Here is an 11,643-nt window from a genome sequence, read left to right as displayed (position 1 = left end):
TGCGCCCTGTGCACCCTCCCCTCAGGGCAGGGGTTCCGTCCTCAATCGCCGGACGCGCTCGGCCTTTCAGGCCCCACGTACGTGTCCTCCCCCTCCGGCTCCGGGTAGGGGCTCGTCTGGGCCGAAGGCCCCGGCTCCCACGTCGGGGGCCATGTGTCGGGGGCGGCGGAGTCCGGCGCGCCGGACTCCTGGGCGCGGCGGCGACGCCGCCCGAGGCGGCCGTCGTACCAGTCACGGAAGGGGCTCAGCACGGCGGCCGCCGCTCCGGCGAGAGCGAGGACCGCACCGAGGACGTTGCGGATCATCTCCGTACCTCCAGAGCGCTCTCGCTCCGACGCTACGCCGCCCGTGTGACAGCCGCCACCAGACGGGAACGAGACCGTGACAGGGTCATGACCGGCCCGCCGGTCATCCGCGCCATGCTGTGCGTTACGGTTCCGTGTCGCCCGGCCACCCTGGCCGGCGACGCACAACAGCACACAATCGGGGGCGGATTCGATGACACGGCAGCACGTCAAGCTGACGGTGGTCCTGGTCGCGGTGGTACTCGCGCTCACCGGCTTCTCGAGCGGCAGCCACGGCGGAAAGAGCAAGAGCGGAAAGAGCCGGTCCAGCAGCCACAGCAGCGGCGGCGGATGCTCCAACTCCAAGAAGAGCAACGGCACATACCACGACACGGACTCGGACGACGACTACGACGACGACTACTCGTCGAGCGGTTCGTCGGGCTCCACGTACAGCGACCCGACCCCCACCGCCACCGCGTCGGACGCGCCGCAGGTGTACGTCTTCCGCTGCGCCCAGCCCGCGAAGGGCAAGCGCAAGGCGGTCACCGCGTCCACCGTCCGCCTGACCCCGGTCGCCTCCGGCACGCACACCTACGAGGTGGACGTGACGTTCCTGGACGCGATGGGCAGCGTGGTCGACACGGGCGAGGCGACCGTGGAGGCGGACTACGGCGACACGAAGACCGTGTCCGTCCGGATGGACAGCCCGCGCCAGGTCTCCCGCGTGAAGAAGTGCACGGTCACGGCCGAGCTGAGCTACTGAGCGCGTACCGCGCGCGAATGCGACGGCCGCGGCGGCTTCCCCTCCGCGCCGCCGCGGCCGTCCCCCTACCCCGTGGTCCCGCCAGGTGGCTCAACGTGGGTCCGCACCGGTCATGTGGCTGTCCAGCGGCTTGATCTCGGGCTCGCCGGTCATGTGGCTGTCCAGCGGCTTGATCTCGGGCTCGCCCGTCATGTGGCTGTCCGTCGGCCCGACTTCGCCGGTGGTGCCGGGCTTCGGTGCGGTGATCTTGGTCTTCTTGTCGTCGCTCATGCTGTGAACTCCGTTACTCAGTGCATGGTTGGTCGGCAAAGCCCGTCCGGCTGCTCCCCCGTGGGCTGCCGGACGGGCTGTTCAGAGCCGTTCACCTTAGTGCGCGGTTCCACTGTCGAATCGCCTGCCCCCCGACGCGACGCATCGACAGGTTCGAGACTGCCGGGTGGCGATAAACGAACGATGAACGCGGAGTCAGCGGGCCTTGGACGAGGTACGGCCGAGCAGGCCGCGTACCACGTCGCTCTCGGGCGCCTTCAGCTGATCGAAGAGCACCAGCGCCTCCTGCCAGCAGACCTTGGCGCGATCCGCCTGCCCTATGCCGTCCAGGGCCTGCCCCAGCACGGTCAGCACATTGGCCCGCCGCCAGTCGCCTCCGACGTGGAGCAGCACCGTCAGCGCCTGCTCGGAGAACTCGGCGGCCCGGGCCGGACGCTGGGCCGCCAGATGCACTTCGGCCAGCCGGAAGAGGGTCATCCCCTCCCAGAGCCGCTGGCGGCTCTCCCGGAAGACGGCGAGGGCTTCGGTCAGGCGCCCCTCGGCCTCGCCCTGCCGGCCCGCCCGGGTCAGCGCGAGCCCCAGCGCGTACCGGCCGTTCGCCAGGCGCAGGGTGAGTCCGAGGCGGGCGTAGAGGTCGATTCCCCGGCCGGCGAGTTCGACGGCGCTCGCCGTCCGCCCGATGGCCAGATGGACGCGGGAGAGATTGCACAGCGCGCTGGCCTCGCCCGCCTGATTGCCGTCGGCCCGGAACGCGGCGATGGTCTGCTGGAGCAGGATTTCCGCCTCGTCGTGCTGATTGCGGTACGCGGCGATGATCCCCAGCTCGTTCGGCGCGTTGCAGTGGGTCCAGACGTCCTCGACCGACGAACCGAGAGCCATGGCCTGCCGGGCTTCGTCCTCCGCCCTGTCGAAGCGGCCGGCCGTGCTGTGCACCTGGGCGAGTGTCGTCCGTGCCCTCGCCTCGGAGCGGGCGTCACCGGCCGCGGTCGCGGCATCCCGCACGGTCGTGGCGGCCGACTCGAACTGGCGTGAGTTGGCGCCCGATTCCGCGAGGTCCTTGGAGGCGAGGAGGAGATCCACCGCACGCCGGACGGTTCCGGCGGCGCCGCTCTGCTGCACGCAGGCGAGGAGCGGGCTCGCCTCCGCGTACAGCCAGTCGAGAGCCCGGCCGTGATCGGAGAACGACAGCCCGGGTCGGGCCGTGTGCTCCAGGTGGTCCACGGTGCGGTCCCCCGGCCGCTCCAGCGCGTACACCCCCGCCGCCGTCGCCAGGTAGAAGTCCAGCAGCCGCGACAGCGCCTCCTCCCGCTCGCCCGGCTCCTGCTCGTCCCGCTCCGCGCAGGAGCGCGCGTACAGGCGGACCAGGTCGTGGTAGCGGTAGCGGCCCGGGGCGGCGGACTCCACCAGGGACGTGTCGACCAGGGCCTCCAGCAGGTCCTCCGCCGTGTGCGGGTCCCGGTCGAGGAGGGCGGCCGCGGCGGCCAGTGAGATGTCCGGGCCGTCCGCGAGGCCGAGGAGGCGGAAGGCGCGGGCCTGGGCCGGTTCCAGCTGGCCGTAGCCGAGTTCGAAGGTGGCCTTCACCGCGAGGTCGCCCGCCTGGAGCTCGTCCAGGCGGCGGCGCTCGTCGGCCAGCTTGGCGGCGAGGACCGAGACGGTCCAGGTGCGCCGGGAGGCCAGCCGGGAGGCGGCGATCCGGATCGCCAGGGGGAGGAAGCCGCAGGCGGCGACCACGTCGAGCGCGGCCTCCCGCTCCGAGTTGATCCGCTCCTCGCCGACGATCCGGGTGAAGAGCTGAAGCGCCTCCTCCGGCGACATCACGTCCAGGTCGACCAGATGCGCCCCGGCCAGGTCGACCATCCGCACCCGGCTCGTCACCAGCGCCGCGCAGCCCTCCGTGCCGGGGAGCAACGGGCGGATCTGGGCCGCGTCGTGGGCGTTGTCCAGGAGGACCAGGACCCGGCGCCCGTCCAGCGTGGAGCGGTAGAGCGCGGCCCGCTCGGCCAGCGTCTCCGGTATGGCCGAGTCCGCCGTCCCGAGCGCCCGCAGGAACGCGCCGAGCACCGTCTCCGGCTCGGCGGCCCGGGCCCCGGCGCCCTGGAGGTCGACGTACAGCTGCCCGTCCGGGAAGTGGGGGCGGGCCCGGTGGGCGACGTGGACGGCGAGCGTCGTCTTGCCGACGCCCCCGATGCCGGCCAGCGCGGAGACGGCCATCACGGACCCCTCCGCCGTGGTGAGCCGGTCGCCCAGCTCCCGTACGAAAGCGTCCCGGCCCGTGAAGTCCGGGACGGTCGCGGGCAGCTGGGCCGGGCGGACCGGCGCGGGGGCCGGGGCCGGGTCGTCCGCCGGGCGGGCCAGCTCCTCGTCGGCGCGCAGGATGCGCTGCTGGAGCTGAGCCAGCTCCGCGCGCGGATCGACGCCCAGCTCCTCGGCGAGCAGCCGCCGGGTGTCCGCGTAGACGGCCAGCGCCTCCGCCTGCCGGCCGCTGCGGTACAGGGCCACCATCAGCAGCTCGCGCAGCCGCTCCCGCAGGGGGTGCGCGGCGGTGAGCGCGGTCAGTTCGGAGACCGCCTCCGCGTGGCAGCCGGCCTCCAGGTCCAGATCGAGGCGGGTCTCGGTGAGCTGGAGCCGCCACTCCTCCAGCCGGGTGCGCTGGTACTCCGCGTACGGGCCGGGCACGGAGGCCAGCGCCTCGCCGTCCCACAGGCCCAGGGCTTTGTTGAGCAGGGATCTCGCGGTGTCCCGGTCGCCGCCCGCCCGGGCCTTCTCGGCTGCGGCCGCCAGCTCCTGAGCCGCGGTCAGGTCCAGCGCGTCGGCGCCGGTGCGCATCGCGTAACCGCCGGAGTCGCTGACCAGGGTCTCGGGGCCGAGGACCTTGCGGAGCCGGGAGGCGTAGGTGCGTACGGCGGCCAGCGCCTGCGAGGGCGGCTCGTCGCCCCAGATGCCGTCGATGAGTTCGGCGGCCGTCGCGGTGTGCCCGCCGCGCAGCAGCAACGCCGTCAGCAGCGCGCGCTGCTGCGGCGAACCGGACGCCAGCGTCTCGCCGCCCCGGTGGATCCGGACCGGGCCGAGTACGGAGAAGTGCAGCACGGCCTCGTCCTCCGGGCCCCGCTCGGGGGCCCGCTGCTGCGGAACGCGTACCCGTGGCCCGTCGTCACGGCCCATTGCTGCCTCCTGTCCTGCCTGCGCACGGCCCGGCACGGCCGCTGTGTCCGGATCGGTCATAGACCGTCCGGATTGCTCCATACCGTTGATATCGCCGTCAACAGTCTGCCTTGCGAAGGGTCGGCCCGTCAGTAACGGATGACTCTCTGCACAAGCCCTCGACAACGATCCGGAACGGGGCAGTTGGGGCAGGAACGCACGAAGCGGGGCGCCCGTCCCGGGACGGGCGCCCCCGGTCTCAGGCCGTCGCCCGGACCACCGGCTCCTGGAGCTCGGTCACCCACCCGTCCCGGTCCTCCGGGCATTCGAGGCTGATCTCGCGGGCGTACCCCGACGACCGGTAGCCGTTGGCGTCGATCCAGCGGGCCAGGGCCTGGGAGGTGGGCAGCACGGAGTCCATGGAGCCCCGGTGCACGACGGTCGCCGCCTCGAACGGGGGCAGCTCGACCACGGTGATCCCGGTGTCACCGACCGGCCCGACCGGTGCGGAGACCGTCATCCCGGCGTACACGACGACGCTGCCGCCGCCGTCCGGCACGTCCTCGTACCGGGCGATCCCGGGGCCCGACGGGGTCAGGCCCGCCTCCCCGAGGAGGGGGAGGAGCCGGTCGTACAGCGGGCCGATCACCGGGCCGATGTCCTGCGGCTCGTAGCTGCCGGCCACCCCGGTCAGCTCCGCGACCCGCACCGCGGGCACCTTCTTCATCACGACGTCGTCCGTGGACATGTGTCCCTCGCTCTCGATGGACCGGAGCCTCGCCTCGACCTGCGCCAGCCTGGCCGCCGCCGCGGCCATCGCCGCCTCCAGCTCCGTACGCCGCAGCCGCAGCATCCCGCGCAGCTCCTCCGGGCCCACCGCGTCGTCCAGGACCGCCCCCACCTGCTGGAGCGTGAAGCCGAGGTCCTTGAGCGCGATGATCCGGTTGAGCCGGGCGAGCTGGGCGGCGCCGTAGTAGCGGTAGCCGGTCGCGGGGTCGGTGCGGTCGGGGTGCAGCAGCCCGATCTCGTCGTAATGACGCAGCATGCGGGCCGACACCCGCCCGTACCGGGCGAAGTCTCCGATGGTGAACATGACGTCTCCCACTGCACGGCTTCACACGGTGTGAAGGTCAAGGCCGGTCCGGAACGGCCCGCGAACGGGCAGGAGCCCCGCTCCTCCGCCGGTGCGGAGGAGCGGGGCTCCTTGGGTACTGCTCTTACCGGCCGCGATCGGCCGACCCGGGCAACTAGGCCGGGGTGACGTTCTCAGCCTGCGGGCCCTTCGGACCCTGAGTGACGTCGAAGTTCACGACCTGGTTCTCCTCGAGGGAGCGGAACCCGGACGCGTTGATCGCGGAGTAGTGGACGAAGACATCCGGGCCGCCGCCGTCCTGGGCGATGAAGCCGAAGCCCTTTTCAGCGTTGAACCACTTGACGGTTCCGGTAGCCATAAGCCCTCCTTGGGCCAAAGGGTTGCCCTGCTCCAGAACCTGCAATGAAGTCTGAAAACTACAAAAGCCTGCGGGGTTACATGCTCCGCAGGCTCTGTACTGCAAGGGAAACCAAACTGCAACTTGCCGTCGAGCCTAGCACGCAGCGTGTCCGTAGGGGTAGAGGGAAAGATCACTTCACTCGGATGTTTGATAGCCGCCCGGATGAGCCATCCGAGAGGGCCTTCCTGTGCGCCGCCGCCCCCGGTGGGGCGGCCGGGCCGGGGCAGGTCTAGCCTCGCGATGTGGACAATTCAACCGTTTCAAACGTCGCGGGCGACGACCGTCGCCCCCGGCCGCGCGTCGGCCACATCCAGTTCCTCAACTGCCTTCCCCTCTACTGGGGGCTGGCACGCACCGGAACCCTGCTCGACCTGGAGCTCTCGAAGGACACCCCGGAGAAGCTCAGCGAGCAACTGGTCAGGGGCGAGCTGGACATCGCCCCCGTCACCCTCGTCGAGTTCCTGCGCAACGCGGACGACCTGGTCGCCTTCCCCGACATCGCGGTCGGCTGCGACGGCCCCGTCATGTCGTGCGTGATCGTCTCGCAGCGGCCCCTGGAGGACCTGGACCGGGCCCGCGTCGCCCTCGGCTCGACCTCCCGCACCTCCGTACGGCTGGCGCGGCTGCTGCTCGCCGAGCGGTACGGGGTCACCCCCGACTACTACACCTGCCCGCCGGACCTGGGCCTGATGATGCAGGAGGCGGACGCCGCCGTCCTCATCGGTGACGCGGCCCTCCGCGCCAACCTGCACGACGCGCCCCGCCTCGGCCTCCAGGTCCACGACCTGGGCGCGATGTGGAAGGAGTGGACGGGCCTGCCGTTCGTCTTCGCCGTCTGGGCCGCCCGCAAGGACTACCTGGCCGCCGAGCCCACCGCCGTCCGCCAGGTCCACGAGGCGTTCCTCGCCTCCCGCGACCTGTCCCTGGAGGAGGTCGCCAAGGTCGCCGAGCAGGCGGCGCGCTGGGAGGCGTTCGACGCGGAGGTCCTGGAGCGCTACTTCACGACGCTCGACTTCCGCTTCGGCCCGGCCCAGCTGGCGGGCGTCGAGGAGTTCGCCCGGCGCACCGGCGAGGCGGCGGGCTTCCCGGCGGACGTGAAGGTGCAGCTGCTCGGCGGATGAGAACATCCCGCCGCCGGGGAATGGCATTTTCGATTTCGTTGAACATGCGATGAATGGGGGATTGCGCAATCGGTCCTCCGGCGGGAACCGGCGCATTCACGCCTTTTACCGCGGTGAATGACGTCGTTCGTTCCCTTGGGGGCGAAATCGGCGGATGGTTTCTCCCGTGACCGGACGAGACTTCGCGGACACGAACTAGGCTTCGGTCGGAGGTCCGGCCGGTTCACAGGGGGAGTTCTCGATATGCAGCCGCTGGAAGCCGGGGAACCGCTCAGCATCGGCTCCTACCGGCTGCTCGGGAGACTCGGCGCGGGCGGCATGGGCCGCGTGTACCTCGGGCGCAGCGCCGGCGGACGCACCGTCGCCGTCAAGGTCGTCCACCCGCACTTCGCGCTCGACGAGCAGTTCCGCGCCCGCTTCCGGCGCGAGGTGGAGGCGGCCCGCCGGATCGGCGCCCAGTGGACCGCGCCCGTCCTGGACGCCGACCCGGACGCCCCGGTCCCCTGGATCGCCACCGGTTACGTGGCCGGCCCGCCGCTCTCCGCGGCCGTCACCGAGCACGGCCCGCTGCCCGAGCACGCGGTCCGGGTGCTGGGCGCCGGTCTCGGCGAGGCGCTGGCGGCGGTGCACGAGCGGGGCCTGATCCACCGGGACGTGAAGCCGTCCAACGTCCTGCTCGCCCTGGACGGCCCCCGCCTGATCGACTTCGGCATCGCCCGGGCCATCGACGCGACCACCTCCCTCACCTCCACCGGGGTCTCCGTCGGCTCGCCGGGCTACATGGCGCCGGAGCAGATCCGGGGCACCGCGATCTCCGGCGCGGCCGACGTCTTCTCGCTGGGCGCGGTCCTGGCGTACGCGGCGACCGGTTCGGCGCCGTTCCTGGGCGACTCCTCGGCCGTCCTCCTCTACAAGGTCGTCCACGAGGAACCGGAGCTGGGCGAGCTGGAGGGCGCGCTGCGCGAGACCATCGCCGCCTGCCTGGCCAAGGACCCGGAGCGGCGGCCGACCCCGGACGAGCTGGCCCGCAGGCTGCTGCCCGGCGGCGCGGCGGCGGCGGTCGCGGCGGGCTGGCTGCCCGGGCCGCTGGTCCGCGAGGTCAGCCGGTCGGCGGTGGCGCTGCTGGACCTGGAGCCGCAGGAGGCCCCGGTGCAGTCGGGTCCGGTGCCGTTCAGCAATCCGTCCTTCGGGGCGGGGGCGGCGGCGGGCGAGCCCCCGGCCGGGGCGGGCGAGCCCTCCGGGGGCCCGTACGGCTCGCCCGGCGCCGCGCTCGGCGTCTTCGGCCCGCCGCACCCGCCGACCGCCGGGGCCGACGGGCTGCCGGGGCAGCGGACCGGGGGCCGGAGCCTGACCCTGGGGGCGACGGCGGGCGGCGACGGGGCGGGACGGCGGCGCGTCAGCTGCACGCTCGCGCTCGCGGTGGCCGGGGCGCTGGCCGCGGTGACGGTGGGCAGCGCCTTCCTGATGGACCTGCTGCCGGGGCAGGGCGGCGACGGCGGCAACCTGGGAAGCGCCTCGCGCACCCCGTCGGCCCCGGCCGCGACCTCCGGCGGGGCCGCCGAGCTGCCCGACGCGTTCGTCGGCACCTGGAAGGGCCCGCTCACCGAGAAGACCACGGGCGAACCGCACGGCACGCTCACCGCGGTCTTCACCAAGGGCCGCGAGGGCACGGACGTGGTCCGCCTGACCACCTCCCTCTCCATGGGCATCGAGATCACCTGCTACAGCGTCGCCACCCTCACCACCGCCTCCGACGACGAGCTGAAGCTGCGCGAGCGCGCCGACCCGGACCGCCCCAGCACCGCGGGGCTCTGCACCACCACACCCGCCGACCTCCACGTCACCCGCACCTCCGACGGCACGCTCCGCTTCCGCTCCGACGAGAAGGGCGCGGGACTCCCGTACGGCACGCTCACCCGGTCCGACGGCTGACCGCCGACCCCCCTGGCGTACGCTGAACCGGTCCGCAGCTCCGTTGAAAACCGCCGAAAGGTGACAGCCCGGTGACCGAGAAGGCCGACCTCCAGCCCATCCTCGACCGAGCCGCCGAAGGCGGCCGGATCACTCCGGACGAGGCGCTCGACCTCTACCGGTCGGCCCCGCTGCACGCCCTGGGCGCCGCGGCCGACGCCGTGCGCCGACGCCGGTACGCCGGTACGGAGCACATCGCGACGTACATCATCGAGCGCAACATCAACTACACCAACGTGTGCGTCACGGCCTGCAAGTTCTGCGCCTTCTACGCCGCGCCGAAGGACACCGCCAAGGGCTGGTCCCGGGACCTGGACGACATCCTGCGCCGCTGCGCGGAGACCGTCGAGCTGGGCGGCACGCAGATCATGTTCCAGGGCGGGCACCACCCGGACTACGGCGTGGAGTACTACGAGGAGCACTTCTCGGCCATCAAGAAGGCGTTCCCGCAGCTGGTGATCCACTCGCTCGGCGCCTCCGAGATCGAGCACATGGCCCGGATCTCGAAGGTCTCCGCCGAGGAGGCGATCAGCCGTATCCACGCGGCCGGTCTGGACTCCTTCGCGGGCGCCGGCGCCGAGCTGCTGCCGGCCCGGCCGCGCACCGCCATCGCCCCGCTGAAGGAGTCCGGGGAGCGCTGGCTGGAGATCATGGAGATCGCGCACGGCCTGGGCGTCGAGTCCACCTCGACCATGCTGATGGGCACGGGCGAGACGAACGCCGAGCGCATCGAGCACCTGCGCATGATCCGGGACGTGCAGGACCGCACCGGCGGCTTCCGCGCCTTCATCCCGTACACGTACCAGCCGGAGAACAACAAGCTGAAGGGGCAGACGCAGGCCACGCTCTTCGAGTACCTGCGGATGATCGCCATCGCCCGGCTCTTCCTGGACAACGTCGCCCACATCCAGGGCTCCTGGCTCACCACCGGCAAGGAGGTCGGCCAGCTGTCGCTGCACTACGGCGCGGACGACCTCGGCTCGATCATGCTGGAGGAGAACGTCGTCTCCTCGGCCGGCGCCAAGCACCGCTCCAACCGGCTGGAGATCATCGACCTGATCCGCAAGGCGGACCGGGTCCCGGCCCAGCGCGCCACGACGTACGAGCACCTCGTCGTGCACGACGACCCGGCGAACGACCCGGTGGACGAGCGCGTCGTCTCGCACATCTCGTCGGTCGCGATCGAGGGCGGCACCGCACACCCCGAGCTCAAGCTCCTCAGCGCCAACTGACCGCGCCTTGCTGACGATTCACGCCGCCGCCCTGCTCCTGCCGGGCGGCGGCCGCGCATCCGTGCCCGGCGGTGCGGTGGCCGTGCGGGACGCGGTGGTCGCGGCCTTCGGGCCGTACGAGGAGGTGGCCGCCGCCCACCCCGGCGCCCGTGTCCGGCGCTGGCCGGGCGTCCTCACCCCGGGCCTGGTGCAGCGGGACGCGGTCCGGCTCCTGGAGGAGTGGTACTTCCCCGACCCCCGCGAGGCGGACGCGCTGGGCACCGAGCCCCTGACCGGCGGCGCGCTCGACGCGCTGGGCCCCGAGGAGACCTGGCGCGCGGGCAGCGTGCGGCGCGGGCTGCACCGGATGCTGCGGCACGGCACGACGGCGGTGGCGGCCGGCCCCGGGGCCCCGCCCGCGCTGCTCACGGCGGTCCGGCGGTCCGGGCTGGCGGTCCTCGGCGCGTCCGCCGCCCCGTCCGGGCGGGCCACCGCCGACGGCCCCCGGCTCGACCCGCTGGCCGGGGCGGGCGCGGTGGCCGAGGCGACGGCGGCGCCGCTCGCCGCCGGGGGCCGCGCGGACCTCGCGGCCTTCGACGCGCCGGACGAGGCAGCGCTGCTCGCGGCGGGCGCGGTCAGCTGCGTAGCGACGATCGCGGGCGGGCGGCTGGTGTACCGGGGCCGTTAGCGCCTACGGCACCGAGGGGCCGCCGAGGTAACGCCCCTCGGAGTCGTACGGCCAGGCGTTGGCGACGCAGCCCTTCAGCCCGTCGATCTGCTGCATCATCGCGGGGGCCGGTCGGCCCTTGCCGGGGCAGGTCTCGTGGCCGTGGCCCAGCCAGTGGCCGACCTCGTGGTTGATGATCAGCGCCCGGTACTCGCTCAGCGGCCCGTTGAACTCCGGCGAACCCGTCTGCCAGCGCTTCAGGTTGACCATCACCACCGTACCGACGCGGCAGTTGACCTCGCCGTGCGTGTCGAGCCCGCTCGCGCCGCAGACGCGGTCGGTGGTCTCCGGGGTCGCGATCCGGATGACCAGCCCCGCCTGGCCCTTCGCCACCTGGCGGAACCTGTGCTCCCCGTGGTGCGACCAGCCCCGGGGCGCGGCCAGGATGCGTGCGACGACGGAGGCCGTCCGGTCCGCGTCGAGCCCGGCGCCGTCCTCCACCTCCACCCGGTAGGCGTTCCCCGTACCGGTGTCCGTCGCGGCGGCGCGGGCCACGGTGAAGGCGGCGGGTGCGGGGCCGCGCGCGTCGTTCCAGCGGAGGCCGACGACGGCGGCGGCCGCCAGCACGACGGGGACGACAACCCATGCGAGCAGCCTGCCCCGGCCGCTCTCCCCCCGGCGCCCTTTCCCTCCGGGCATCCGAAACCCTCCCCAGCGAT

At 73.0% G+C, this 11,643-nt stretch carries 11 protein-coding genes; 5 read left to right on the top strand and 6 right to left on the bottom strand.

The window, feature by feature from the left end:
- Positions 1-41: 41 nt before the first annotated feature.
- Complete coding sequence (locus NEH16_RS13325; RefSeq protein ID WP_265542327.1) at positions 42-305, bottom strand: hypothetical protein; 264 nt, start codon at positions 303-305, stop codon at positions 42-44.
- A gap of 193 nt (positions 306-498) precedes the next feature.
- On the opposite strand from NEH16_RS13325, the gene NEH16_RS13320 reads away from it, so the two are divergent.
- Positions 499-1,050 carry a hypothetical protein gene (locus NEH16_RS13320; protein WP_073964548.1) on the top strand — a complete coding sequence of 184 codons (552 nt, stop codon included), beginning with the start codon at positions 499-501 and terminating at the stop codon, positions 1,048-1,050.
- Between the two features lie 90 nt (positions 1,051-1,140).
- Here NEH16_RS13320 and NEH16_RS13315 read toward each other — a convergent pair whose 3' ends face one another.
- The 4 genes from NEH16_RS13315 to NEH16_RS13300 all read right to left on the bottom strand — a co-directional run bounded on the left by NEH16_RS13315 (position 1,141) and on the right by NEH16_RS13300 (position 5,912).
- Positions 1,141-1,320 (bottom strand): hypothetical protein, encoded by a 180-nt coding sequence (locus NEH16_RS13315; RefSeq protein ID WP_073964547.1) that lies wholly within the window; start codon positions 1,318-1,320, stop codon positions 1,141-1,143.
- Positions 1,321-1,515: 195 nt separating this feature from the next.
- Positions 1,516-4,482, bottom strand: coding sequence for an AfsR/SARP family transcriptional regulator (locus NEH16_RS13310; protein WP_265542323.1), 2,967 nt, complete (start codon positions 4,480-4,482; stop codon positions 1,516-1,518).
- Positions 4,483-4,720: 238 nt separating this feature from the next.
- Positions 4,721-5,554 carry a MerR family transcriptional regulator gene (locus NEH16_RS13305; protein WP_265542321.1) on the bottom strand — a complete coding sequence of 278 codons (834 nt, stop codon included), beginning with the start codon at positions 5,552-5,554 and terminating at the stop codon, positions 4,721-4,723.
- A 154-nt stretch (positions 5,555-5,708) separates the two neighbouring features.
- Positions 5,709-5,912, bottom strand: a complete 204-nt coding sequence (locus NEH16_RS13300; protein WP_003967102.1) for a cold-shock protein — start codon at positions 5,910-5,912, stop codon at positions 5,709-5,711.
- A 284-nt stretch (positions 5,913-6,196) separates the two neighbouring features.
- On the opposite strand from NEH16_RS13300, the gene NEH16_RS13295 reads away from it, so the two are divergent.
- The 4 genes from NEH16_RS13295 to NEH16_RS13280 all read left to right on the top strand — a co-directional run bounded on the left by NEH16_RS13295 (position 6,197) and on the right by NEH16_RS13280 (position 10,945).
- On the top strand, positions 6,197-7,075 hold the full coding sequence (locus NEH16_RS13295) for a menaquinone biosynthetic enzyme MqnA/MqnD family protein (protein ID WP_265542295.1): 879 nt from the start codon (positions 6,197-6,199) through the stop codon (positions 7,073-7,075).
- Between the two features lie 243 nt (positions 7,076-7,318).
- Entirely contained in the window at positions 7,319-9,007 is a 1,689-nt protein-coding gene (locus NEH16_RS13290) for a serine/threonine-protein kinase (RefSeq protein ID WP_265542293.1), read from the top strand.
- Positions 9,008-9,078: 71 nt separating this feature from the next.
- Positions 9,079-10,278, top strand: a complete 1,200-nt coding sequence (gene mqnC, locus NEH16_RS13285) for a cyclic dehypoxanthinyl futalosine synthase (RefSeq protein WP_073964542.1) — start codon at positions 9,079-9,081, stop codon at positions 10,276-10,278.
- A gap of 7 nt (positions 10,279-10,285) precedes the next feature.
- Positions 10,286-10,945: an imidazolonepropionase-like domain-containing protein gene (locus NEH16_RS13280; protein ID WP_265542290.1), complete on the top strand. Its 660-nt coding sequence runs from the start codon at positions 10,286-10,288 to the stop codon at positions 10,943-10,945.
- Positions 10,946-10,948: 3 nt separating this feature from the next.
- Here the strand turns inward: NEH16_RS13280 and NEH16_RS13275 are convergent, their stop codons facing one another.
- Positions 10,949-11,623, bottom strand: a complete 675-nt coding sequence (locus NEH16_RS13275; protein ID WP_374215656.1) for a DUF3152 domain-containing protein — start codon at positions 11,621-11,623, stop codon at positions 10,949-10,951.
- Between the last annotated feature and the right edge of the window lie 20 nt (positions 11,624-11,643).

The sequence above is a fragment of the Streptomyces drozdowiczii genome (assembly GCF_026167665.1).
Classification (GTDB): Bacteria; Actinomycetota; Actinomycetes; order Streptomycetales; family Streptomycetaceae; genus Streptomyces; species Streptomyces drozdowiczii_A.
This window is presented reverse-complemented; position numbering and strand designations above follow the sequence as displayed.

Coding starts and splice junctions, on each gene's coding strand:
- NEH16_RS13325 (WP_265542327.1), bottom strand. CDS start 305: ATGATCCGCAACGTCCTCGGTGCGGTCCTCGCTCTCGCCGGAGCGGCG.
- NEH16_RS13320 (WP_073964548.1), top strand. CDS start 499: ATGACACGGCAGCACGTCAAGCTGACGGTGGTCCTGGTCGCGGTGGTA.
- NEH16_RS13315 (WP_073964547.1), bottom strand. CDS start 1,320: ATGAGCGACGACAAGAAGACCAAGATCACCGCACCGAAGCCCGGCACC.
- NEH16_RS13310 (WP_265542323.1), bottom strand. CDS start 4,482: ATGGGCCGTGACGACGGGCCACGGGTACGCGTTCCGCAGCAGCGGGCC.
- NEH16_RS13305 (WP_265542321.1), bottom strand. CDS start 5,554: ATGTTCACCATCGGAGACTTCGCCCGGTACGGGCGGGTGTCGGCCCGC.
- NEH16_RS13300 (WP_003967102.1), bottom strand. CDS start 5,912: ATGGCTACCGGAACCGTCAAGTGGTTCAACGCTGAAAAGGGCTTCGGC.
- NEH16_RS13290 (WP_265542293.1), top strand. CDS start 7,319: ATGCAGCCGCTGGAAGCCGGGGAACCGCTCAGCATCGGCTCCTACCGG.
- NEH16_RS13275 (WP_374215656.1), bottom strand. CDS start 11,623: ATGCCCGGAGGGAAAGGGCGCCGGGGGGAGAGCGGCCGGGGCAGGCTG.